The sequence below is a fragment of the Croceicoccus naphthovorans genome, assembly GCF_001028705.1.
Lineage (GTDB): Bacteria > Pseudomonadota > Alphaproteobacteria > Sphingomonadales > Sphingomonadaceae > Croceicoccus > Croceicoccus naphthovorans.
The window spans coordinates 2,862,938-2,886,620 of record NZ_CP011770.1 but is presented as its reverse complement, the minus strand read 5'-3'; the positions used below and the strand labels follow the sequence as shown (position 1 = coordinate 2,886,620).

Below are 23,683 nucleotides of genomic sequence, written 5' to 3'. Positions count from 1 at the left end.
GGGATTGCACCTGTGACGACGATGACGAACGCGGCCAGATCGGTCGATCCCGGACAGGATACGGGGCTGGTGGACGATGGCGGCGAAGGGCTTGCCGTCCTCGCCACCCCCTATCTGGTGTTCCTCGGCGATTGCGTGGAACCGGGCTATGCCAAGACGGCATTCGGCCTGCGCGACTGGGCGGGCGACAAGTGCGTCGGCGAATATCGCCTGCCCGCCGCAACGGTCAGCACCGGGTTGCCCGCGATGTCCCCGGCAGAGGCCAAGGCCAGGGGCGCGCGGTCGATGGTGATCGGCATCGCCAATTCGGGCGGCAAGATCCCGCCCGCATGGGTCACCGCTCTGGAAGAAGCGCTGGCCGTTGGACTGGACCTTGTCAGCGGTATGCATGCGAAGCTTGCGGACATCCCCGCGCTGCAACAGGCGGCAGAGCGATATGGCAGGCGGCTGGTCGACATCCGCAAGCCGCCCGAAAGCTTAGAGGTCGGCACGGGCCGCAAACGCAGCGGAAAACGGTTGCTGACGGTTGGCACCGATTGCGCGCTGGGCAAGAAATACACCGCTCTGGCGATCAGCCGCGCGCTGGCGGATCGCGGCGTGGACTGCGCTTTCCGCGCTTCGGGCCAGACCGGGATCATGATCGCGGGAAGCGGCGTCGCCTTCGATTCGGTGGTCGTCGATTTCGCGGCGGGCGCGGCAGAGGCGTTGTCCCCCGATGCCGCGCCCGATCACTGGGATGTGATCGAGGGGCAGGGTTCGCTGTTCCACCCCGCCTATGCCGGGGTTTCGATGGCGCTGCTGCACGGCAGCCAGCCCGACGTGTTTGTCGTGTGCCACGATCCGGCGCGCGATTGTGTTCTCGGCAATGCGGGCTTCCCCCTGCCCGACATTGCCGAGGTCATCGACATGACCATCCGTCTTGGTTCGCGCACCAACCCGGCGATCCGCTGCGGCGGCGTTGCGCTCAACACCAGTTCGCTGGACGAGGACGCAGCCCGCGCGCTGATGCAGCGTGAGAGCGAGCGACTGGGCCTGCCTGTCTGCGACCCGCTGCGCGGCGGGGCGGAGTTCGAGCATCTGCTGGACAGTTGCCTGGCCCTGTGAGCGAGGCTGCGACCCCCGGCTTTTTCCAGCGCATCGTCCTGCCGGGCCTCGCCTTCAAGGCGGTCGTCATCGGCGGCGGCTATGCCACGGGGCGCGAAGTGGTCGAGTTCTTCTTTGCCAGCGGCCCGATCGGCGGATTGCTGGGATTGGCGCTGGCGATGGTGATCTGGAGCCTTGTCTGCTGCGTCACGTTCGTTTTCGCGCGGCAGGTGTCCGCAGACGATTACCGCGATGTCTTTGCCGCCTTGCTGGGCAAGGGATGGATCGCGTTCGAGGTGGTCTATATCCTTTTCATGATCCTCGTCCTGGCCGTGATGGGCGCAGCGGCGGGAGAGATCGGCGCGGCGCTGTTCGGCTGGCCCGCCTGGGTCGGCACCGCGATCCTTGCGGCGCTGATCATCGCGATAACCGGTTTCGGCACGGCGGCGGCAGAGAAGCTGTTCCGCTATTCCTCCGCGCTGATCTACGGGACCTATGCGGTGTTCTTCGTGCTGGCCATCGCGGCGTTCGGCGGCGGGATCGGCAATGCGTTGGATTCCGCCCCCGTCGGCGACGGCTGGGTGACGGGTGGTATTACCTACGCCAGCTACAACGTCATCGGTGCGGTGCTGGTCCTGCCGTTCCTGCGCCACCAGCGTAGCCGCCGCGATGCGGTTCAGGCCGGGCTGCTGGCGGGGCCGCTGGCGATGCTGCCCGCGCTGTTGTTCTATCTTTGCATGATCGCGTTTTATCCGGAGATCGGATCGGTCGCCTTGCCGTCCGATTTCCTGCTGGGCCGGCTGGGCCTTCCGTGGTTCGCATTGCTGTTTCAGGCGATGATTTTCACCGCCCTGCTCGAAACCGGGATCGGCATGGTGAACGCGCTGGACGAACGCGCCGCCGCCGTCGCGCGCCATCGCGGCACGCCGATGACGCCGCTGGCCCGCATCGCGCTCAGCGCCGCCGTGGTGATTGGATCGGCCACGCTGGCGGGCCGGTTCGGGCTGATCGATCTGATCGCGTCAGGCTACGGCGCGTTCGGCTGGATCATGTTGATCATCCTTGTCGTGCCGATGCTGACGCTCGGCACCTATCGTATTCTCAAGCGCCCCGTGGAGGCATGAACATGACCCGTTTCCGGCTGGCCAAGGCCGTCCCCCATTTCGCCGCCGTACTCTGCCTGATCGCAGCACCCGCCGCCGCCGCCCCGCCAGAGGGGTTCGATGCGCGCGTCGACTCGCTGCTCGACCGGTTCGGCGCGCCCGGTGCCTCGGTCGCCATCGTGGAAGACGGCAAGGTCACGTATGCCAAGGGCTTCGGCGTTACCGATCTCAACGATCCGCAGCCGGTCAACGCCGATACCAACTTTGCCATCGGTTCGGTGACCAAGGCGTTCACTGCCACTGCGCTGTCGATCCTGGTCGATGACGGCAAGCTGGCGTGGGACGACAAAGTCATCGACCACATGCCCGAATTCCGCATGAGCGACCCGTGGGTCACGCGCGAATTCACCGTGCGCGACCTGCTGGTCCACCGCAGCGGGCTGGGGCTGGGCGCGGGCGACCTGCTGTTCGTGCCGCGCAGCAATCTGACCCGCGCCGACGTGGTCGACCGGCTTGGCCGCATTCCGCTTAAGACCAGCTTTCGCAGCGACTATGCGTACGACAACATCCTCTACATGGTGGCGGGTCAGCTGATCACGCGGATCAGCGGGCAGAGCTGGGAAGACTTCGTCCAGAGCCGTATCCTGGCCCCCGCGGGCATGACCCGGTCGACGGTGTGGAACGAAAAGCGCGGCCCCGGCAAGCTGATCGCCGATCCGCACGCGCGCATCAACGGCCCGGTCCGCGGGCTGGGCGACATGGAGCGGTTGGACGACAAGTGGATCGTGTCCCAAGTCGCCGCCCCCGCCGGCGGCATCGCAGCCAGCGCCAACGACATGGCGAAATGGATCCAGGTGCAACTGGCCCGCGGCGACCTGCCCGGCGAAGCGCGGCTCTATAGCGAAGATCAGGCGGCGGAGCTGTGGAACCCCGTCGTCCTGATGCCTGCCCCGTCCTATGCCGGGATGCTGCAGGCGGCGAGCGCGATGTTCAATACATATGCCTTGGGCTGGAACGTGCGCGACTATCGCGGCGAACGCGTCGTCATGCACGGCGGCGGCGTCTATGGCTCGATCACGCGGCTGGTGATCCTGCCCGAACGCAACGTCGGGTTTTTCCTTGCCACCAACAGCGAGGAGGCCGCGTTACTGACCGGGCTGCAGTTCGAATTGCTCGACCATTACATGGACGCGCAAGGGCCCGACTGGCCGGAGGAATTCGGCAAGTACATCGACGACCATTTCGGCAGCGCGGCAGAGGCTTTGGCCGCGCCCGAGGAAAAGCCCGCCGATGTCGGCCCATCGCTGCCCATCGCGCGCTATGTCGGCACCTATGAAGACCCGTGGTTCGGCAAGATTACGATCACCGACGACAAGGGTACGCTGAAGGTGGCTTTTCCGCACTGGCCGGGCGTGACGGCGCATCTCGATCATTGGCAGTACGATACTTTCGTCACCCGCTATGACGAAGAGGGGTTCGAACCGGCCTATGTGACCTTCTCGCTCGGCGCGAAGGGGCAGGTCGACCGGATCACGATGAAGGCCAAGTCCCCGGCCGCCGACTTCAGCTGGGACTATCGCGACTTGCTGTTCCGCCCCGTCGCCGCAGACTGAGGCAGCCCACCAAAAGGACGATTGCCATGACCCGCACCCGCTCGAACGTCGCCATCGCAGCCTTTGCGATATTGCTGAGCGGGTGTTCGACGATCCCGCAGCAACCGGTTCACGATCTGGTGATCCGGGGCGGGTCGATCTACGACGGATCGGGCGGCGCGGCCTATCTGGGCGATGTCGCGGTGGACGGCGACCGCATCACGCAAGTCGGCACCGTGACGGGGACGGGAACGCGTGAGGTCGACGCGACGGGCATGGCGGTCTCTCCCGGATTTATCAACATGCTCAGCTGGGCAACCGAGTCGCTGATCGAGGACGGTCGCGGCATGTCCGATATCAAGCAGGGCGTGACGCTGGAGGTCTTCGGCGAAGGCTGGTCGATGGGTCCGTTCAACGATGACCTGAAACGCACCAACATCGCCGAACAGGGCGACATCAAGTACCCGATCACGTGGACGACGCTGGGCGATTATCTCGAATATCTTGAGGGCAAGGGCGTGTCGCCCAACGTCGCCAGCTTTGTCGGCGCAACGACGGTGCGGATGCACGAACTGGGCGAGGAAGACATCGACCCGACGCCCGAACAATTGGCGCGGATGCAGGGCCTTGTGCGTGCCGCGATGGAGGAGGGCGCCTTGGGCGTCGGCTCCAGCCTGATCTATGCCCCTGCCAACTATGCCGAAACGCCCGAGCTGGTCGCGCTGCTGAAGGCGGCCGGGACATGCGGCGGCATGTACATCAGCCACATGCGGTCCGAAGGCGACAACATCACGCAGGCCATCGACGAACTGATCACCATCGCGCGCGATGCCGATGTCCCGGCGGAAATCTATCACCTGAAGCTGGCGGGCAAGGAAAACTGGGACCGCCTGCCCGAAGTGATCGCGCAGATCGAAGCGGCCCGCGCGGAGGGCCTGCGTATCACGACCGACATGTATCTCTATACCGCAGGCGGCACGGGGCTGGACGCGACGATGCCGCCGTGGGTTAAATCGGGCGGGTACGAGGCGATGGTAGAGAGGCTGAAAGACCCGGCTGTGCGCGCCAGGGTGCTGAACGAAATGCGCGCGCCGGGCGGGGATTGGGAGAACCTGATCCTGTTGGCGGGCGGGGCAGAGAACGTGCAGTTCATCGGCTTTTCCGAACCCGCGCTGAAACCGCTGACCGGCAAGACGCTGGCCGAAGTCGCCGCAGAGCGCGGCACCACGCCAGAAGATACCGCCATCGATCTGGTGATGCAGGACGGCGGCATCGGCGCGGCGTTCTTCCTGATGTCGGAAGACAACGTCCGCAAACAGACCGCGCTGCCCTATATGAGTTTCGGATCGGACGCAGAGGCCCCCGCGACCGAGGGGGTCTTCCTGCTGAGCGACCATCACCCGCGCGCCTATGGCAACTTTGCCCGCCTGCTGGGCAAGTACGTGCGCGAGGAGCAGGCCCTGCCGCTCAGCGATGCGATCCGCAAGCTGACCTCTCTTCCCGCAGGCAACCTCGGCATTCGCGATCGCGGGATGTTGGCCAGCGGCAAGTTCGCCGACATCGTCGTGTTCGACCCCGCCACCATCGGCGACCATGCAACTTATGCGCAACCCAACCAGTACGCGACCGGAGTGCGCGACGTTTTCGTCAACGGCGTGCAGGTCCTGTCGGGCGGAGAGCACACCGGCGCGACCCCCGGGCAGGTCGTGCGCGGCCCCGGCTGGACCGGTTGGCCCGATGGCGGGGCCTGCACGGCGGGATAGGCCGGGGACGGGTCAGGCAGGGCGCGCTGGAAAAGCCTCTGCCAGCCACGCATCGCTAGCGGCATTGACCCGTTTCGGCGTGACCAGCCGATCGTGCGCGCCGCCGATCAACAGAACCGAGGCCGCGCTTGGCGACGTCGTAGGATATCACGCTGCTGCGTCCCTTTCGGACACGATCTGCATCTTGGGTGCCTTGGCCATCGATCAGGCCGATCTGCGGCCAAGGGCCCTGATGGCGGGGGTGGGGATCAGCATTTGGCGAACAAGTCCTGTATCTGCTCTGCAGAGTGGGTTTGGCGCATGGCCAGTTGAAGCAGAATGCGCGACTTGGCCGGGCCCAGATCGCCCGCCACGACAAAGCCGTTGGCATCGTCGTCGATCTCCACGTTGCGCGCGACATATCCCCCCGCGATCCGGCTGGACCGCACGACGACGATGCCGTCTCGCGCTGCCTGCGCCAGTCGTTCGATTAACGGCATAGGCATGTTGCCCGAACCGACCCCGGCGACGACGATACCCTGCGTGCCCCGTGCGATGGCGTCATCCAGTGCGTGGATCGACATCGCGGCATGCACGAACAGGATTTCGACATCGGGCAGAGCGCCCCCTTGCGGGCTAAAGCAGGGCTGTGACCGATCCGGCGCGGGGCCAAGCCATTCGGCGCGATTGCCGGTCATGAACGCCTCTACCCCGCGCTTTCCTGCGCTGAAGCCCTGCACGCCCAGCGTCGCGGTTTTCATTGCGTTGCGGGCGGACAGGATTTCGTTGTCCGAACAGACCAGCACCCCGCGCCCGCGTGCGGCGGGATCGGCAGCGGCAATGATCGCGGCGATCAGGTTGGCCGGCCCATCCGCGCTGACCGCATTAGCCGGGCGCATCGCGCCGACCAGCACGACGGGGCTATCCTGATCGAGCTGCAGGTCGAGGAACCACGCGGTTTCCTCTATCGTGTCGGTGCCGTGCAGGACGACAATCCCGACATCCGGGTTATCGCGATTATAGGCCGCGATGCGATCCAGCAGGTCCACCCAGTGGCGTTCGGTAATGTTCTGGCTGCCGATGCTGAACAGCTGTTCCACGCTAATATCCGCGATGTCGCGGGCGGTGGGCACGGCGGCCAGCAGGGTTTCGACAGACAGTTCGCCGGGCGAATAGCCGACCGGGCTGGTAGCGGACTTCGTGCCCGCAATCGTGCCGCCGGTGGCCAGAACGTGGACGCGCCGTGGCATCGTCACCGTGACTCGCTGGCGGACCGCGCCTTTGCAAAGGTCTGGGCGAAACTCTCGGCATAGCTAGACCGGACGAGCAGCATCGTCAGGTCTGCGCCGTTGACGGCAATAGCGGGGCAATCGAACAGCGACATGACAGCACAGTCACGATCTTTCAGGAAAAGTTCAACCGGTGCGATGCGGCAAAGTCTGAAAACCCGATGCCATCGCCGAATGTGAACTTGGCCCAATAGCCGGAGACATCGGTGATTTCGACTGCCGATCCCCGTGCCAGCGCGTGCAATTCGTCGATCTGCTGCGCACTGGCATCAAGGCAGAGCCAACGGTCGGGGCCATCGTGCAGGATGACCTGATCGTCGCTCCGCTTGATCTGACCGGGCCGCGTCGGCAGGATTCCGGCTGCGGCGGGGAGGGGGCCTGCAAGCTGATGCTGCTTCTCGACGGCAAAACCTATCGCCTGGCTGAGTGAGCGGGCAAGGATTGATCCATCGCCGGTGATGGTGGGCGCGGCAGGGATTGAACCTGCGACCCCACCCGTGTGAAGGGTGTGCTCTACCACTGAGCTACGCGCCCGCGGACGGTGAGAAAGGGGCCGCTGAATCGGCCTGCCGTCGGCAGAGGCGCGCCTTTGCCAGAGCGCGCGCCGATTGACAAGCGCCGAAGCGCCATTACACGCCCCGGCCATGACCGAAGACAACAGCACCCCCGAACAGGCCGCCGCAACCGCACCCGCCGCGACGGACGTGCCGCCCGATCACCTGGCGATCAATCCGCGCAGCCCCTATTTCGATGCGGACGTGCTGCGTCGCGGCGTCGGCATCCGTTTCAAGGGCGCGGTTCGCACGAATATCGAGGAATACTCGATCTCCGAAGGCTGGGTCCGCGTGCAGGCGGGCAAGACGATGGACCGCAAGGGCAATCCGCTGACGCTCAAGCTGAACGGCCCGGTCGAGGCATGGTTCGAGGATCTGGGCGAAAATCCGCCGGTTGCCAAGGCCTGATTCCTCGGCCTACTCCGGCATAAGCGACCCGCGCTGCCGCCGGACGAGCCGTAGCAGCCAGTTCCGGAACACCTGCACCCGCTCAAGCTGGTGCGTGTCGCGGTGCGTCACCAGCCAATAGGTGCGGGTGATCCGCTCGTCCGGAAAGATCGCGACGAGATCGGGATCGTTGTCCGCCGAAAAACAGTGCAGCACGCCTAGTCCCGCGCCTGCGGCGACGAGGTTGTGCTGCGCGTTGATGCTGGAGGAGCGCAGCGTCGGCTCCAAGCCCGGGTGCAGCCGGTCCAGATGGCGCAATTCGGGCATGTGCAGCAAATCGGGGACATAGCCGACAAGCCGATGGCCGCGGGCCAGTGCGGCGGGCGTATCGGGGCGGCCGTGGCGCACCAGATAGGCTTTCGAGGCATAGAGCCGCAGCGCGTAATCGGTCAGCTTTCCGGCAATCAGCGGCCCGGCGCGCGGGCGGGACAACACGATGGCCATGTCCGCCTCTCGCTTCGTGGGGTTGAGCAGGCCGGGCGTTACCGCAAGGTCGATGGTCAGGCGCGGGTGCAGGTCGGCCAGTTCGCCCAGATGCGCGGGCAGAAATGCCGTGGCGAACCCCTCGGGCATGGCGACGCGCAGGGTGCCGCGAACGCTGTCCATCGCGGCGTCGCCCGATTTGCCAATCGTATCCCCGATTCCGGAGGCGGCGCGCTCCATCGCTTCGGCCCGGGCCAGCAGCGCTTCGCCCGCTTCGGTCGGGATCTGTCCTTCGCGCGTCTGCTCGAACAGGCGTTCGCCCAGCGTCTGTTCCAGTCTGCGCAGGCGGCGGCCCATCGTCGTCGGATCCACCCCCGATGCCTCTGCCGCAGATGCCAGCTTTCCCGCCCGCGCGATGGCGAGGAAATCCTGAAGGTCGTTCCAGTTCAGTTGCGCCATGATCCAGCCTGCATAATCGCAGGTCGATGTTGCATATCTGGACATTGCTTGCAATTTCGCGGTCTCGTAAACCGTGCGCAAACCTCGCGCATAACCCTGCGCGCCAGTTATCTGAGAGGATTTGCCATGCGCTTGATCGACCACTTCATCACCGGCGGCAGCGGGGCAGCACCGGGGAGCTATTCGGGCCGCACCAGCGACGTCTACAACCCGTCGACCGGGCAGGTTCAGGCCAAGCTGGCGCTGGGCGATGCCGCTCTGCTGGAAAAAGTTGTCGCCACGGCGAAGGAAGTGCAGCCCGCATGGGCCGCGACCAACCCGCAAAAGCGCGCCCGCGTCATGTTCAAGTTCAAGGAACTGATCGAGGCGAACATGGACGACCTCGCGCTCATGCTCTCGAACGAGCATGGCAAGGTGATCGACGACGCCAAGGGCGACGTGCAGCGCGGCCTGGAAGTCATCGAATATTGCTGCGGCATTCCGCAGGTGCTGAAGGGCGAATACACGCAAGGCGCGGGCCCCGGCATCGACGTCTATTCGATGCGCCAGCCGCTGGGCATCGGCGCTGGCATCACCCCGTTCAACTTCCCCGCGATGATCCCGATGTGGATGTTCGGCATGGCCATCGCGGTCGGCAATGCCTTTATTTTGAAACCCTCGGAACGCGACCCCTCCGTCCCCAACCGCCTTGCCGAACTGTTCCTTGAGGCCGGAGCGCCCGAGGGGCTGCTGCAGGTGATCCACGGCGACAAGGAGATGGTCGACGCGATCCTGGACCACCCGGATATCGCGGCGGTCAGCTTCGTCGGCTCGTCCGACATTGCGCACTATGTCTACAAGCGGGGTGTCGCCGCCGGTAAGCGCGTTCAGGCGATGGGCGGCGCGAAGAACCACGGCATCATCATGCCCGACGCCGATCTGGATCAGGCGGTGAACGACCTGATGGGCGCGGCCTATGGCTCGGCGGGCGAACGCTGCATGGCGCTGCCGGTCGTGGTGCCGGTGGGTGAGGATACGGCCGAGCGGCTGAAAGCCAAGCTGTTGCCTGCGATCGACGCGCTGCGCCCCGGCATCGCCACCGACCCCGATGCACACTACGGCCCGGTGGTGACCAAGCAGCACAAGGAAAAGGTCGAGGCGTGGATCCAGAAGGGCGTCGACGAGGGCGCCGAACTGGTCGTCGACGGTCGCAACTTCAAACTGCAGGGATACGAGGAAGGCTTCTTCATCGGACCCAGCCTGTTCGACCATGTCACCACCGACATGGAAAGTTACAAGGAAGAGATCTTCGGCCCCGTGCTGCAGATGGTACGCGCCAAGGATTTCGAGGAGGCGCTGACGCTGCCCAGCCAGCACCAGTACGGCAACGGCGTCGCGATCTTCACCCGAAACGGCCATGCCGCGCGCGAATTCGCGTCGCGCGTAAATGTCGGGATGGTCGGCATCAACGTGCCGATCCCGGTGCCGGTCAGCTATCACAGCTTCGGCGGGTGGAAGCGGTCTGCCTTTGGCGACACGAACCAGTACGGCACCGAGGGGCTGAAGTTCTGGACCAAGGTCAAGACCGTGACACAGCGCTGGCCCGATGGCGGCGGTGATGGCTCTAACGCATTCGTCATACCGACGATGGGGTGATCGGGGGGTAAGGCGGTGCATAGGGACACACAGACCCGTTCGGACGTTGGGTCCGGTATGACCGGACCCGAGCGAAAGGACTTGCCATGCGTCTGACCGTGCCTGCCCGCGCCGCCCTTGCGGCGGCCTCCCTCCTCGCGCTTGCCGCTTGCGGCGATACCAGCGAGCCCGATCCGTTGCCCACCGAAACCCCGATGCCGGTCGAACCCGATGGCGGCATCGGCGATGGGGCCGGGCCACCGGGCGGCGATGCGACCGACGAGATGGAGCAGACCATCCCCGCCGGACTGCAAGGCCGCTGGGGCATGACAACCAACGATTGCGACGCAAGCCGCAGCGATGGCAAAGGTCTGCTGACCGTGGGATCGCAATCGCTGACGTTCTACGAATCGGTCGGCACTTTGGCGTCGGTTGCCGAGCGCGATGCCAGCCATATCGTCGCCAGCTTCGACTGGGAATGGACCCGCACCGAAACGCTTCGGCTGGTCGGTGCGACCTTGACCCGCTCCACCAATGGCGGCGATGGCTCTGGCGGGCCGTTCGAATATGAGAGGTGTACATGATGACCCATTCGTTGAAAGTTGCCGCGCTGATCGCCGCTCCCGTCCTGCTCGCAGGCTGTGCGACGACCGCATCCGAACCCGTCCGCGTTCCTGTTGGTGGAGAAGGCACCTGCGATGCGACCGGCGTGCAGGACATGCTGGGATCGACCGCCTCTACCGCCACCGGTGCAGAACTGATGGCGCGCAGCGGCGCGACGATCCTGCGCTGGGTGCCGCCGCGCACCGCCGTGACCATGGATTACCGCGCCAACCGGCTGACGGTATCCTATGACGACAACATGATAATCGAGCGGATCAGCTGCGGCTGATCTGACCCAACTTTCAGGAGAGACCATGACCGGCCAGTTCGCCCTGACCGAAGACCAGCTTGCCATTCAGGAGATGGCGCGGCGCTTCACCGCCGATGCCATCACCCCGAATGCGGGCGAATGGGATGAGCACAAGACCTTTCCGCGCGACACGATCAAACAGGCGGCGGAGCTGGGCTTTGCGGCGATCTACGTGTCCGAGGAATCGGGCGGGATCGGTCTGGGGCGGCTGGAATCGGCGCTGATCATGGAAGCGATGGCCTATGGCTGTCCTTCTACCAGTGCCTTTGTCTCGATCCACAACATGGCCAGCTGGATGATCGACTGCTTCGGGTCGCAGGACCTGAAGGACCGCTATCTGCCCGACCTGATCGCGATGAACCGGATGGCATCGTACTGCCTGACCGAACCGGCATCGGGCAGCGACGCGGCGGCGTTGAAGACCAGGGCGGTCGACAAGGGCGATCACTGGGAGATTACTGGATCGAAGCAGTTCATTTCCGGTGGCGGTGAGAACGAGATCTACGTCACGATGGTCCGCACCGGGAAGGATGGGCCCAAGGGCATTTCCTGCGTCGTGATCGAAAAGGACATGCCCGGCGTGTCGTTCGGCGCGCAGGAAAAGAAGCTGGGCTGGAATTCCCAGCCGACCGCAGCGCTGATCCTCGATAACGTGAAAGTGCCCAAGGCGAACCTTGTCGGTGCCGAAGGGCAGGGCTTTTCCATCGCGATGGCTGGGCTGGACGGAGGACGCCTCAACATCGGCGCCTGTTCGCTGGGCGGGGCGCAGCGCGCGTTGGACGAGGCGGTTGCCTATACGAAAGACCGCAAGCAGTTCGGCAAGGCCATCGCCGATTTCCAGAACACGCAGTTCACGCTGGCCGAAATGGCGGCAGAGCTGGAGGCGGCGCGGGCGCTGCTCTACCTCGCCGCTGCGAAAGTGACCGAGGGCGCGCCGGACAAGACGCGGTTTGCCGCAATGGCCAAGATGATCGCGACCGAGACCGGATCGAAAGTCGTGGACCGGGCGCTGCAACTGTTCGGCGGTTACGGATACTTGAAGGAATACCCGGTGGAGAAGCTGTACCGCGATTTGCGGGTCCATTCGATCCTTGAAGGCACGAACCAGATCATGCGCATGATCGTCGGGCGGGACTTGGTGAAATGAGTGTGGGTCATATGACCGATCTGGTCCACATCCATAACCACGGCGCGGTCGGGCACATATCGCTCAACCGGCCCAAGGCGATCCACTCGCTGACGCTGGACATGTGCGAGGCGATGACCGCTGCGCTGCTGGCCTGGCGCGACGACGATGCGGTTCAGGCGGTGATCCTCGACCATGCCGAAGGGCGCGGGTTCTGTGCGGGCGGCGATGTTACCCTGCTGCGCAAGTCCGGGCTGGACGATGGCGGAGAGAGCGGGCGGCATTTCTTCGATGTCGAGTACAAGCTCAACCACCTGATGTTCACTTATCCCAAGCCCGTCGTCGCCTTCATGGACGGCATCACGATGGGTGGCGGGGTCGGCATATCGCAGCCCGCGAAACACCGCGTCGCGACCGAAAATACGAAGTTCGCCATGCCCGAAACCGGCATCGGCCTGATCTGCGACGTTGGCGGCGGTTGGTACCTGTCACGGCTGGACGGACGGCTGGGTCGGTTCCTCGGCCTGACCGGCGCGCGGCTGGACGGGGCGGAATGCCTCGCGGCGGGGCTGGCCACGCATTACCTGTCGGCGGAATCGCTGGCAGAGGCGAAGGCGCGGATCGTTGCCGATCCAGCCGGGATCGAAGCGGCACTGGCCGACCTTTCCACCCCTGCGCCAGACGCGCGCATCCTCCGAAATCGGGGGAGGATCGACACGCTGTTCGCCTCGGACCGGTTCGAGGACATCCTGGCCGCGTTGGAAGCCGATGGCGGCGACTGGGCGGGCAAGGAGCTGAAAACCCTCCGCAGCAAAAGCCCGTCGGCCTGCAAATACGTGCTGAAGCAACTTGAACTGGGCGCTGCCTGCAAAAACTTCGCCGACAATATGGCGATGGAACTGCGCGGCGCGTCACGTGCGATTACCCGGCATGATTTTGCCGAGGGCGTTCGCGCGCTCTTGGTGGACAAGGACAACAACCCGCAGTGGCAACCGGCCACGCCAGAAGAGGTGAGCGACGAAATGGTCGACAGCCTGTTTGCCCCGCTGCCCCCGGAACATGAGTGGAAACCGCTATGACCTACGAAACGATCCTTACCGAAACGCGCGGCGCGGTCACGCTGATCACGCTGAACCGGCCCAAGTCGCTGAACGCGTTGAACTCGACCGTGCTGGCCGAATTGACCGATGCTTTCGCCAAGTTTGAGGCTGATGGCTCGCAGCTTTGCGCGGTGCTGACCGGCAGCGGCGACAAGGCATTCGCTGCTGGGGCCGACATCAAGGAAATGTCCGACAAGCCCGCCGCCGATTTCTATATCGAGGATTTCTTTGCGGGTTGGACCGCAGACATCGTGAAAAAGGTCCGCAAGCCTTGGATCGCCGCGGTCAACGGCTTCGCGCTGGGCGGCGGATGCGAATTGGCCATGATGGCCGACTTCATAATCGCCGCCGACACCGCGAAATTCGGCCAGCCGGAAATCAAGCTGGGCGTCGGCCCCGGCATGGGCGGATCGCAGCGCCTGACCCGCGCGGTCGGCAAGTCCAAGGCGATGGAGATGTGCCTGACGGGCCGGATGATGGACGCCGAGGAAGCCGAACGCAGCGGCCTTGTCGCGCGCATCGTGCCGCTGGGCGAACTGGTCGACGACGCGATGAAAACCGCCGCGACGATCGCCGGAATGCCGCCGCTGGCCGCGATGATGAACAAGGAAATGGTCAACACAGCGTTCGAAACGACGCTGGATCAGGGTCTGATCGCCGAACGCCGTATGTTTCAGGTGCTGACCGCGACCGGGGACAAGGACGAGGGCATGGCCGCCTTCGTCGAGAAGCGCGCGGGGAACTGGAAGGGGCGGTGATCTTCGCTCTGGTTCTCTTGGTAGTTGGACTGCTGTTTTCTTGGCTGGCCATCCTTGGTTGGCGGCATCGCAAGGACGAGATGGTTAGTATCGCCGAAGCGGCGATACTCAAGACTACTGGCGCTGAACCTCTGCCGCTGACAAAATTCGACCGCGTCCTCCAGCGACTACAACTCGTCATGATTTCACTCTTCGGGCCTCTTCTGATTGTCATCGGAGGCTACGGGCTATTTTCTGGACTGGATTTGCTATGAAAATCGCATTCATCGGCCTTGGCAACATGGGCGGCGGGATGGCCGCGAACCTGGCCAAGGCGGGGCACGAGGTGGCTGCTTTCGACTTGTCCGAAGAGGCGCTGGCCCGCGCGGCGGAGAACGGCTGTACGATGTTTACGGCCGTGCCCGAGGCGGTGGCCGATGCCGAGGCGGTCGTCACGATGCTGCCCAATGGCGCGATCGTGAAGGCGGTGCTGACGAACGACGTGATCGGCAAGGCGCCCAAGGGCGCGCTGCTGCTAGACTGTTCCACGATCGACGTCGCCACCGCGCGCGAAATGATCGAAACCGCAACGAAGGCAGGCTATGACATGGTCGATGCCCCGGTGTCGGGCGGCATCGCGGCGGCCAATGGCGGAAACCTGACTTTCATGGTTGGCGGCACCGCTTCGGCGTTCGAGCGGGCCAAGCCGGTGCTGGAACCAATGGCCAAGGCCGTGATCCGCGCGGGCGACGCCGGGGCCGGTCAGGTCGCGAAGATGTGCAACAACATGCTGCTCGCCGCGCATATGATCGGCACGTGCGAGGCTATGAAGCTGGCCGAGCGCAACGGGCTGGACCCGCAGACGTTTTATGACATCAGCTCGAAATCGACCGGTTATTGCTGGTCGCTCAACGACTACACCCCGGTTCCGGGCGTAGGATCAGCCAGCCCGGCAGACAACGATTACGCGGGCGGCTTCGCGGTCGCGCTGATGCTGAAGGACTTGCGCCTTGCCATGGCGGCGGCGGACGACAGCGGCGCAAAGGTTGATCTGGGCCGCAAGGCGACCGAGATTTACGAAGCAGCCGACAAGGCGGGCTTGGGCGGAAAAGACTTCGGCAGCATCTTCACGACGCTTTGATTGGCGTCGGTTCGCTCCCTTTGGTCGCTGCGCCCGGGCCTCACAACTACGGACGCTCGTGTAATTTCCTTGCGTAACCCGCGCCAAATCGCCACTTGGCGCGGATGCTGCCGCAAGTCGTCATCATCGGACGCCCCAATGTGGGCAAGTCGACGCTGTTCAATCGGCTCGTCGGCAAGAAACTCGCGCTGGTCGACGATCAGCCGGGGGTGACGCGCGACCGCCGGTTCGGCGATGTCGAACTGCTGGGCCTGAAATTCCAGATCGTCGACACGGCGGGCTGGGAAGACGAGGACGCAGAGACCCTGCCGGGCCGGATGCGTCAGCAGACGGAGGCCGCGCTGGTCGGGGCCGCTGCCGCTCTGTTCGTGATCGACAGCCGCGCCGGGTTGACCCCGCTGGACGAGGAAATCGCCCGCTGGCTGCAACGCACGTCGGTGCCCGTCACCGTCGTCGCCAACAAGGCCGAGGGTAAGGCGGGCGATTCGGGTATTTTCGAATCCTATGCGCTGGGTCTTGGCGATCCTGTGGCGATGAGCGCCGAGCATGGCGAGGGCGTTGCCGACCTGTTCGAGGCGCTGTTGCCGATTCTCGACCCGCTTCAGCCTGACGAACACGCGGTCGAACTGGGCGAGGACGAGGAAAAGCCGCTCGGCCCGCTGCAACTGGCCATCGTGGGCCGCCCGAATGCGGGCAAGTCCACGCTGATCAACCAGCTTTTGCGCGAAGATCGCCTGCTGACCGGGCCGGAGGCGGGGATCACGCGCGATTCGATCGCCATCGACTGGGTCTGGCACGATCCGAAGCTGGGCGAGGATCGTCGGGTCAAGCTGATCGACACGGCGGGCATGCGCAAACGCGCAAAAGTGACCGACAAGCTGGAAAAGCTGGCCGTTGCCGACGCGCGCCACGCGGTGGACTTTGCCGAGGTGGTCGTGCTGCTGCTCGATGCCACGAAAGGTCTGGAGCATCAGGATCTCAAGATCGCGGCCCACGTCGTCGAGGAAGGCCGCGCGCTGATCGTTGCGATCAACAAGTGGGACGTGGCGGAGGACCCTTCGGGCCTGTTCAACGGCATTCGCCACGCGCTGGACGAAGGCTTGGCGCAGGTGAAAGGCGTGCCGCTGGTTGCGGTGTCGGCGCGGACGGGCAAGGGGCTGGATAATCTGCTGGGCGCCGCGTTCGAAACGCGCGACATCTGGAACCGGCGCGTGCCGACGGCGGCACTGAACCGCTGGTTCGACGATGCCATGGCCGCCAACCCGCCGCCCGCGCCGGGGGGCAAGCGGATCAAGCTGCGCTATATCACGCAGACCGGGGCAAGGCCGCCGCGTTTCGTGATTTTTGGCACGCGGCTGGATGACCTGCCCGCGTCCTACGAACGCTATCTGGTGAATTCCATGCGCCGTGATCTCGGGTTCGGCTCGGTGCCGGTTCGCATCATGCTGCGCAGTCCGAAGAACCCCTACGCGAAATCGTGAGCGGGGACGTATTCGACGTCATCGTGCTGGGCGCAGGCGCGGCCGGTTTGATGTGCGCCGCGCGTGCGGGGCAGCGGGGTTTGCGGGTGCTTTTGCTGGAGGGTGCTGACCGGCCCGGCAAGAAGATCCTGATTTCAGGCGGCGGGCGGTGCAATTTCACCAACCTGCAAGTTGCGCCGGATCGTTACCTGTCGGCCAATCCGCATTTCGCGAAATCGGCGCTGGCGCGATATACGGCGCGGGACTTCCTCGCACTGGTCGAAACCTACGGCATTGCCTGGCATGAGAAAACGTTGGGCCAGTTGTTCTGCGATGGCTCGGCCGTGCAGATCGTCGATATGCTGCTGGCCGAATGCGCCAAGGGCCAAGTCGAGCTTCGCTGCGGCGCGGCCATCGGGGGCGTGCGCCATGCCGATGGTCTGTTCACGGTTGAAACCGGGAAAGGCGCGGTCAACGCGACGAAGCTGGTCGTTGCCACCGGCGGGCCATCGATACCCAAAATGGGCGCGACCGGGTTCGCCTATGACCTTGCAAGGCAGTTCGGGCTGAAAGTCGTTCAGCCGCGTCCGGCGCTGGTACCGCTGACGCTGGGCGATGACGATGCACTGTTTCGCGACTTGTCGGGCGTGGCGAACGAGGTTGTTGCGGAGGCAGGCCAATCCGCGGCAAAAGGGCCGAAGTTCCGCGAGGCGGCGCTGTTCACCCATCGCGGGCTGTCTGGGCCGGCAATCTTGCAGGTCTCTTCATACTGGCAATCGGGGGAGGCGGTGACGGTCGATTTCCTGCCCGATGCCACGGCGGAACGCCTGATCGAGGCCAAGGCCGAGAACCCCAAGGCAACCGTGCGCTCCACGCTTTCCGCCACGATGCCGGACCGGCTGGCTGCGGCGCTCGCCGACCGTATCGGCATCGAAACCGCCTTTGCCGACACCAAGGACAAGGCCCTGCGCGCGGGCGGAGAACGGTTGAAGCGCTGGACGTTTCACCCGACCGGCACCGAAGGATTCGCCAAGGCCGAGGTCACCGTCGGCGGCGTCGCCACGGCGGGGCTGTCGTCGAAAACGATGGAGGCAAAAACCGTGCCCGGATTGTACTTCATAGGCGAGGCGGTGGATGTTACCGGCTGGCTGGGCGGCTATAACTTTCAGTGGGCATGGGCCAGCGCGGTGGCTTGCGCGCAGGCCCTATCCGAGTAGCGCGCTGACCAGCGCCCGCAGCGTCGGGGGCGAGGGCGGTTTGATCATGCGCCGCGCCCCGATGCGGTCTGCGGCGGCCTTGGTTTCCGCCGTTTCCTCCGCAGTCAGCAGGATCGCTGGCGGTCTTGCGCCCCACCGCTGGCACAGCGTTTCGTAGGCGGCATCGCCGCGCAGTCCATCGTCCAACTGGTAATCCAGCACGACCAGATCGGGCGCATCGGCAAGGTCCAGCGCCGCCGGATCGGTCGCCGAATGCACCGTATGTCCCCACCGTTCGAACAGCGCGGTAACCGCTGCCAGCCCCGCCGGATCGTTGTCGACACAGGCGATGGTATAGGCCGTAGGCATCGCGGATTGCGGACGCGCCGGTGTAGGGGTTGGGGCGACTTTGCCCGGTTCGGCCATCGGCAGGCAGAAGCTGAAACAGGTGCCGCGCCCCAGCACGGATCGTGTTGCAATCTCCGTCCCCAGCATCGCCGCAATGCGCCGCACGATGGCCAGGCCGAGGCCGAGGCTGTGCCCCGACGACGCATTGTCGCGTTGACCGACGCGGGTGAATTCCTCGAAGATGCGCGGCAGGTCTTCCTCGGAAATGCCGCGCCCTTGATCCGCGACGATCACTTCCACTTGCTGCCCCCGCTTGCGCGCGGCGACAAGGATGCGCCCCTCGTCGGTATAGCGCACGGCATTGGTGACGAGGTTCTGCAGCACCGAGACGAACAGCCCCCGGTCGGTCTTTAGCCACAGCCCCGTGCGGCGGACGGTCAGGCCCAGCCCCTTCGCCTCGGCCTGCACCGCGAACTCGTTCTCGATCTCTTCGAACACCCGGTCCAGCGCGAAGCGTTCGGGCTCCACCCGCGCCTTGCCGCCGTCGAGCCGCGATATGTCGAGCAAGGCGCGAAGCAACCGGTCGGCGGTTTCGATGGAGCGGTCGATCTGGTCCAGCAGCGCCGATTCCTGCGCGCGGTCCGGGCCGATTTCCTCTGCCAAGGCGCTGGCGAACAGGCGCGCCGCGTTCATCGGCTGGACCAGATCGTGGCTGGCTGCGGCGAGGAAGCGGGTTTTGGACCTGGTCGCTGTTTCCAGCGCGCGGTTCGCTTCGACCAGCTGTTCGGTGCGTTCGCGCACCTTCGCCTCCAGCGCGGCCTCTGCCTTACGGTCGGCGGTAATGTCGGTGTAGCTGGTGACATAACCGCCGCCGGGTGCCGCGTTGCCGAGGATGCGCAGCACGCGCCCGTCGGGCTGTTCGCGTTCGGTCAGATGCCGGCGGCCCGCGCGCAAGTGGAACAGGCGTTTCGACACTTCACGCTCGATCGCATCCTCGCCGATCCCGACGGAACGCATGTTGAAACGGATCAGCTCTGCAATCGGTCGTCCGACTTCGACCAGTTCGGGCGGCAGGTCGAACATTTCTCGATACCGGTTGTTCCACGCGACCAATCGCTGGTCCGCGTCCACCACCGAGATGCCTTGGTCGATATTCTCGATAGCGATCTGAAGGAGGTCGGACCCGAATTGCAGCCGCTGGCTGGTTTCGTCGAACATGGCGACGACGCGTTCGACGCTGACCGGCTCACCCTCCAGCGTGGATTGCACCAGCGCGCGGGCAGAGGACGATCCGATGATCGAGCTGACCAGCCGCTCGGTGGTGTCGATCAGTTCGGCATCGGGCTGGTCGGCATCCTGATAGCGCCGTGCGGTCACCAGCCGCAGCCGGTTCAGCGCGTCGCGCGCCTTTTCGGGGCCGAGAAACTGTTCGAGCAGCAGGCGGAAATCGGCGACGCGGGTGTCGGTCACGATGCGGGCGCGGCTGGCGTCGGTCTCGCTGCGGTCGACGAAGGCCACGGCCTGCACCCGGTCCAGCAGGGTCGGTTCCGCGGCAAGGCTGAACAGCACGAACAGCGCCACGTTGGCCGATAGTGAGAGCAAGACGCCCGATACGAACGGGTCGGTGCCGATAACCGGCGGCACGATGTCGCTGCCGAAGATCGGCATGGCGAGCAGCAGCAGCCACGTCGTAAACCCGGCACCCAGTCCGGCGATCATCCCGACGCGGTTGGCCTTGCGCCAGAAGAACCCGAACAACAGCCCCGGCGCGAACTGCGCGGCCCCGGCAAAGGCAATTTCGCCTAGCCCCGCCAGCGACATGCCGGTGGAGGATCGCAGGTACGCGTAAGCCAGCGCCATCAGCCCGGCGATCACCAGCCGACGGATGTTGATCAGCGTTGCGCCGAACGGTTGCGCCTCGCCCCGGCGGCGCATTTGGCCGCGGAAGAACAGCGGCACGATCAGGTCGTTGGTAATCATGCCCGACAGCGCGATGGAGGTGACGATGATCATGCCGGTCGAGGCCGAGAACCCGCCAAGGAAGGCCAGCATCGCCAGCCAGTCCGCCCCGAACGCAGCGGGCAGTTGCAGCATGTGGATCGCGGCGGGCACCTGCGGGATCAGCGCCTGCCCCGCGATCATCACCGGCACGATGCATAGCGTGACGATCAAGAGATAGAGGGGGAAAAGCCAGCGGCCCGTGCCTTTCAGCTTGTTCTCCCGCGCTTCCACCACCAGCACGTGGAACTGGCGTGGCAGGCACAGGATCGCCATCGCGGCCAGAAAGGTCATCACCGCGAACCGTGCATCGAACTGCCCGACAGAAAAGCTGGCATCGAGCCGGCGCAAAGTCTCTCCGCGCGGCAGGTCGACCATAAGCAGCGTCACCGCAAACGCTGCGACAGCGACCAGCGCGATCAGCTTTACTACCGCCTCGAACGCGATGGCGATGACAAGGCCGCGGTTGTGCTGCGTCAGGTCGATGCGCCCGGTGCCGAACAGCATGGCAAAGGCCGCCATCGCGGCCGCGACGGTCATTGTCACTTCCTCTGCCGGAATGGCGTTCGACAGGTCGGGCACCAGCGCCATCATCGTCTGGCTGACCGACAGCAGTTGCAGCGCCATGTAGGGCAGCGCCCCGAATAGAGCGATCAAAGTGACAGAGGCGGCGATCCACGCGCTCTTGCCGTAGCGGGCCGACAGGAAGTCCGCGATGGATGTCGAATGCTGCGCCTTTCCCTGTTGCAGCACGCGGGCGATAAATTTGCCGAAAACGACGAACAGGATAATGGGGCCAAGGTAGATCGGCACGAATTGCCAACCGCCTGATGCGGCGGTCTCTACCGCGCCATAGAACGTCCAGCTGGTGCAATAGACCGCAAGGCTGAGGCCGAAGATCGTGCGTTTATGCCGCTCCGCAAGATCGGCAAAGCTCTCTCGATTGCCGAGGTGGGCGACGAGGAACAGCAGCGCGGCATAGAGCAGCGCGACGAGTGGCACGACGATCATCGACATGGCGCTCAAGCGTGTCCCCCCTCTACCAGTCTGACGTTAGGCGAATTGCGGGCGAAAGCAAAAGCCCCTTGCTGCGCCCGTCCACCCGCAACGAAGATGGGGGGCGACGGTCATCCGACGCCCCCCATCCGAGGGACCCCCAGGAGGGGGGAGTTGGTCCGGGTGCGCGCCCCTTAGTGGGCGTGCGCCCCGGTTGCGCCGCGCGGCACGCGGATCGATTCGACCAGCCGTCCGATTTCCGCCGGTGCCGGTGCGGTCATCTTCATGACCACGATGGCGACGACGAAGTTCAGGACCATGCCGATCACCCCGATACCTTCGGGCGAAATGCCCAGCAGCCAATTTTCGGCAACGTTCGCATCCGGGTTCCACAGCTTGAAGTAAGCGATGTAGAGGAACGTGAACGCCAGACCGGTGACCATGCCCGCAATCGCGCCTTCCTTGTTCATCTTCTTGGAGAAGATGCCCATGAAGATCGCCGGGAACAGCGATGCTGCCGCCAGACCGAACGCAAAGGCCACGACTTGCGCCACCCATCCCGGGGGATAGATGCCAAGGATGCCGGCCACCACGATCGCAGCCGTTGCCGCGACGCGCGCCGCCAGAAGCTCACCCTTTTCCGAAATGTCCGGTTTGAAGGTGGACTTCAGCAGATCGTGCGCAACCGCCGTGGAGATGACGAGCAACAGACCCGCAGCGGTGGAGAGCGCCGCGGCAAGACCGCCCGCCGCGACAAGGGCGATGACCCAGCCCGGCAGGTTGGCGATTTCCGGATTGGCAAGGACCATGATGTCGCGGTCGACATAGACCTCGTTCGCGCTGTCGGCGTTCGGTTCGTTGGTAAGCAGACGCTCACCGCTGGGGCCGGTGCCTTCGGTAAATTCGGGCGCGCCGGCAAAGGCATCCCCCGAAGCGACCTGCATCACGCCGTCGCCGTTCTTGTCCTGAAAGGCGATGAGGTTGTTCCGCTCCCAGTTCTTGAACCAGCCCGGAGCTTCGGAATAAGCCGTCTGGTTGACCGTGTCGTTGAAGTTCAGGCGGGCGAACGCCGCGACCGCGGGGGCCGTGGTGTAGAGCAGCGCGATGAAGATCAGCGCCCAGCCAGCCGAACGGCGCGCGTCCGAAGCCTTGGGAACGGTGAAAAAGCGAACGATGACGTGCGGCAGGCCTGCCGTGCCGATCATCAGGGCTGCGGTGATGCAGAACACGTCGATCATCGACTTCGAACCGTCGGTGTATGGGCCGAAACCCATCATCTGAAGCGATTCGTCCAGCTTCTGGAGCACGTACATCCCCGACCCGTCGTTGACGGTGGAGCCAAGGCCGATTTGCGGGATCGGGTTGCCTGTTACCAGCATCGAGATGAAGAAGGCCGGAACCATGTAGGCGAAGATCAGCACGCAGTATTGTGCCACCTGCGTATAGGTGATGCCCTTCATCCCGCCCAGAACGGCGTAAAAGAACACGATGCACATCCCGATGATGACGCCCATGTTGACGTCGACATCAAGGAACCGGCTGAAGACGATACCCACGCCGCGCATCTGCCCGGCGATATAGGTGAAGCTGATGAAGATCAGGCAGATCACCGCCACCGTGCGCGCGACCTTTGAATAGTACCGCGTGCCGATGAAGTCGGGCACCGTGAACTGGCCGAACTTGCGCAGGTATGGCGCAAGCAGAAGGGCGAGCATCACGTACCCGCCGGTCCAGCCCATCAGGTAGACCGAACCGTCATAGCCCATGAAGGCGATGAGGCCGGCCATGGAAATGAACGAGGCGGCGCTCATCCAGTCCGCCGCCGTTGCCATGCCGTTGACGACCGGATGGACACCGCCACCGGCCACGTAGAATTCCTTCGTCGAACCGGCCCGCGTCCAGATGGCGATGCCGATGTACAGCGCGAAGCTGACGCCGACGAAGAGATAGATAAGAGCTTGCGTAGACATCTGCCCCTCCCTCAGTCGTCGAGATCGTACTTGCGTTCGATCTTCTTCATCTTCCACGCGTAATAGAAAATCAGCACGATGAAGACGTAGATCGAACCCTGTTGCGCGAACCAGAAGCCCAGCGGAAATCCGCCCAGCATGAACTGGTCAAGAAACGGGCGCAGCAGGATGCCGAAGCCGAACGATACGATGAACCAGATGGCCATCAGGGTGACGAGCAGGCGGATGTTTTCTTTCCAGTACGCCCCCGCCGCGGCGGACGTATCGGGATCTTGTTCGGACATGGCTGTCCTCCCCTCCTGTGGTTTTCGCGTCTCGCAAGCGAATTGCGAGCCTTCGAACGTTAACCTGCGACGACAGGGCGCACACGCGCGACATTAGTCGTAGGGTGC

Annotated in this window: 23 protein-coding genes and 1 tRNA gene; 16 read left to right on the top strand and 8 right to left on the bottom strand. The window is 64.6% G+C overall.

Annotated features, from left to right (window positions below):
* Positions 1 to 21 precede the first annotated feature (21 nt).
* The 4 genes from AB433_RS14435 to AB433_RS14420 are packed head-to-tail and all read left to right on the top strand — an operon-like array spanning position 22 to position 5,541.
* Positions 22 to 1,104, top strand: a complete 1,083-nt coding sequence (locus AB433_RS14435; RefSeq protein ID WP_082134948.1) for an N-acetyltransferase DgcN family protein — start codon at positions 22 to 24, stop codon at positions 1,102 to 1,104.
* Positions 1,101 to 2,207, top strand: a complete 1,107-nt coding sequence (locus AB433_RS14430; protein ID WP_047821971.1) for a YkvI family membrane protein — start codon at positions 1,101 to 1,103, stop codon at positions 2,205 to 2,207. The genes AB433_RS14435 and AB433_RS14430 overlap by 4 nt, the downstream gene beginning before the upstream one ends.
* A gap of 2 nt (positions 2,208 to 2,209) precedes the next feature.
* Positions 2,210 to 3,799 carry a serine hydrolase gene (locus AB433_RS14425; RefSeq protein ID WP_047824193.1) on the top strand — a complete coding sequence of 530 codons (1,590 nt, stop codon included), beginning with the start codon at positions 2,210 to 2,212 and terminating at the stop codon, positions 3,797 to 3,799.
* Positions 3,800 to 3,825: 26 nt separating this feature from the next.
* Positions 3,826 to 5,541 (top strand): N-acyl-D-amino-acid deacylase family protein, encoded by a 1,716-nt coding sequence (locus AB433_RS14420; protein WP_047821969.1) that lies wholly within the window; start codon positions 3,826 to 3,828, stop codon positions 5,539 to 5,541.
* Positions 5,542 to 5,789: 248 nt separating this feature from the next.
* Here the strand turns inward: AB433_RS14420 and AB433_RS14415 are convergent, their stop codons facing one another.
* The 3 genes from AB433_RS14415 to AB433_RS21570 are packed head-to-tail and all read right to left on the bottom strand — an operon-like array spanning position 5,790 to position 7,053.
* Entirely contained in the window at positions 5,790 to 6,770 is a 981-nt protein-coding gene (locus AB433_RS14415) for an asparaginase (RefSeq protein WP_047821966.1), read from the bottom strand.
* Between the two features lie 2 nt (positions 6,771 to 6,772).
* Positions 6,773 to 6,904 (bottom strand): hypothetical protein, encoded by a 132-nt coding sequence (locus tag AB433_RS21575; RefSeq protein WP_260181879.1) that lies wholly within the window; start codon positions 6,902 to 6,904, stop codon positions 6,773 to 6,775.
* Between the two features lie 20 nt (positions 6,905 to 6,924).
* Positions 6,925 to 7,053 (bottom strand): hypothetical protein, encoded by a 129-nt coding sequence (locus AB433_RS21570; RefSeq protein WP_260181878.1) that lies wholly within the window; start codon positions 7,051 to 7,053, stop codon positions 6,925 to 6,927.
* On the opposite strand from AB433_RS21570, the gene AB433_RS14410 reads away from it, so the two are divergent.
* A complete protein-coding gene (locus tag AB433_RS14410) occupies positions 7,048 to 7,239 on the top strand; it encodes a hypothetical protein (protein ID WP_047821964.1) in 192 nt (63 codons plus the stop codon). The genes AB433_RS21570 and AB433_RS14410 overlap by 6 nt on opposite strands.
* Before the next feature lie 29 nt (positions 7,240 to 7,268).
* On the opposite strand, the gene AB433_RS14405 is transcribed toward AB433_RS14410, so the two are convergent.
* A tRNA-Val gene (locus tag AB433_RS14405) sits at positions 7,269 to 7,343 on the bottom strand.
* 110 nt (positions 7,344 to 7,453) lie between these two features.
* On the opposite strand from AB433_RS14405, the gene AB433_RS14400 reads away from it, so the two are divergent.
* Complete coding sequence (locus AB433_RS14400; RefSeq protein ID WP_047821962.1) at positions 7,454 to 7,771, top strand: DUF3297 family protein; 318 nt, start codon at positions 7,454 to 7,456, stop codon at positions 7,769 to 7,771.
* Between the two features lie 9 nt (positions 7,772 to 7,780).
* On the opposite strand, the gene AB433_RS14395 is transcribed toward AB433_RS14400, so the two are convergent.
* Entirely contained in the window at positions 7,781 to 8,737 is a 957-nt protein-coding gene (locus AB433_RS14395) for a LysR family transcriptional regulator (protein WP_245626675.1), read from the bottom strand.
* 81 nt (positions 8,738 to 8,818) lie between these two features.
* Here AB433_RS14395 and AB433_RS14390 point away from each other — a divergent pair, with 81 nt between their 5' ends.
* The 10 genes from AB433_RS14390 to AB433_RS14345 all read left to right on the top strand — a co-directional run bounded on the left by AB433_RS14390 (position 8,819) and on the right by AB433_RS14345 (position 18,000).
* Entirely contained in the window at positions 8,819 to 10,327 is a 1,509-nt protein-coding gene (locus AB433_RS14390) for a CoA-acylating methylmalonate-semialdehyde dehydrogenase (RefSeq protein ID WP_047821959.1), read from the top strand.
* A gap of 86 nt (positions 10,328 to 10,413) precedes the next feature.
* Positions 10,414 to 10,890: a hypothetical protein gene (locus tag AB433_RS19590; protein ID WP_053059186.1), complete on the top strand. Its 477-nt coding sequence runs from the start codon at positions 10,414 to 10,416 to the stop codon at positions 10,888 to 10,890.
* Entirely contained in the window at positions 10,887 to 11,198 is a 312-nt protein-coding gene (locus AB433_RS14380; protein ID WP_245626674.1) for an I78 family peptidase inhibitor, read from the top strand. Before AB433_RS19590 ends, AB433_RS14380 begins: the two co-directional genes overlap by 4 nt.
* A gap of 25 nt (positions 11,199 to 11,223) precedes the next feature.
* Positions 11,224 to 12,366, top strand: coding sequence for an acyl-CoA dehydrogenase family protein (locus AB433_RS14375; protein WP_047821957.1), 1,143 nt, complete (start codon positions 11,224 to 11,226; stop codon positions 12,364 to 12,366).
* A gap of 11 nt (positions 12,367 to 12,377) precedes the next feature.
* On the top strand, positions 12,378 to 13,424 hold the full coding sequence (locus tag AB433_RS14370; RefSeq protein WP_047821955.1) for an enoyl-CoA hydratase/isomerase family protein: 1,047 nt from the start codon (positions 12,378 to 12,380) through the stop codon (positions 13,422 to 13,424).
* Positions 13,421 to 14,203, top strand: a complete 783-nt coding sequence (locus tag AB433_RS14365; protein ID WP_047821953.1) for an enoyl-CoA hydratase-related protein — start codon at positions 13,421 to 13,423, stop codon at positions 14,201 to 14,203. Before AB433_RS14370 ends, AB433_RS14365 begins: the two co-directional genes overlap by 4 nt.
* Positions 14,200 to 14,457 (top strand): hypothetical protein, encoded by a 258-nt coding sequence (locus AB433_RS14360; protein ID WP_047821951.1) that lies wholly within the window; start codon positions 14,200 to 14,202, stop codon positions 14,455 to 14,457. Before AB433_RS14365 ends, AB433_RS14360 begins: the two co-directional genes overlap by 4 nt.
* On the top strand, positions 14,454 to 15,323 hold the full coding sequence (gene mmsB / locus AB433_RS14355) for a 3-hydroxyisobutyrate dehydrogenase (RefSeq protein ID WP_047821949.1): 870 nt from the start codon (positions 14,454 to 14,456) through the stop codon (positions 15,321 to 15,323). The genes AB433_RS14360 and mmsB overlap by 4 nt, the downstream gene beginning before the upstream one ends.
* A 104-nt stretch (positions 15,324 to 15,427) precedes the next feature.
* On the top strand, positions 15,428 to 16,804 hold the full coding sequence (der, locus tag AB433_RS14350) for a ribosome biogenesis GTPase Der (RefSeq protein WP_047821947.1): 1,377 nt from the start codon (positions 15,428 to 15,430) through the stop codon (positions 16,802 to 16,804).
* Positions 16,801 to 18,000: a BaiN/RdsA family NAD(P)/FAD-dependent oxidoreductase gene (locus tag AB433_RS14345; RefSeq protein WP_082134947.1), complete on the top strand. Its 1,200-nt coding sequence runs from the start codon at positions 16,801 to 16,803 to the stop codon at positions 17,998 to 18,000. The genes der and AB433_RS14345 overlap by 4 nt, the downstream gene beginning before the upstream one ends.
* On the opposite strand, the gene AB433_RS14340 is transcribed toward AB433_RS14345, so the two are convergent.
* From AB433_RS14340 to AB433_RS14330, 3 genes are all read right to left on the bottom strand, one after another.
* Positions 17,989 to 21,342, bottom strand: coding sequence for a hybrid sensor histidine kinase/response regulator (locus AB433_RS14340; RefSeq protein WP_047824188.1), 3,354 nt, complete (start codon positions 21,340 to 21,342; stop codon positions 17,989 to 17,991). The genes AB433_RS14345 and AB433_RS14340 overlap by 12 nt on opposite strands.
* Before the next feature lie 173 nt (positions 21,343 to 21,515).
* Positions 21,516 to 23,291, bottom strand: coding sequence for a sodium:solute symporter family protein (locus AB433_RS14335; protein WP_047821945.1), 1,776 nt, complete (start codon positions 23,289 to 23,291; stop codon positions 21,516 to 21,518).
* An 11-nt stretch (positions 23,292 to 23,302) separates the two neighbouring features.
* Complete coding sequence (locus tag AB433_RS14330; RefSeq protein ID WP_047821942.1) at positions 23,303 to 23,575, bottom strand: DUF4212 domain-containing protein; 273 nt, start codon at positions 23,573 to 23,575, stop codon at positions 23,303 to 23,305.
* Positions 23,576 to 23,683: the final 108 nt, after the last annotated feature.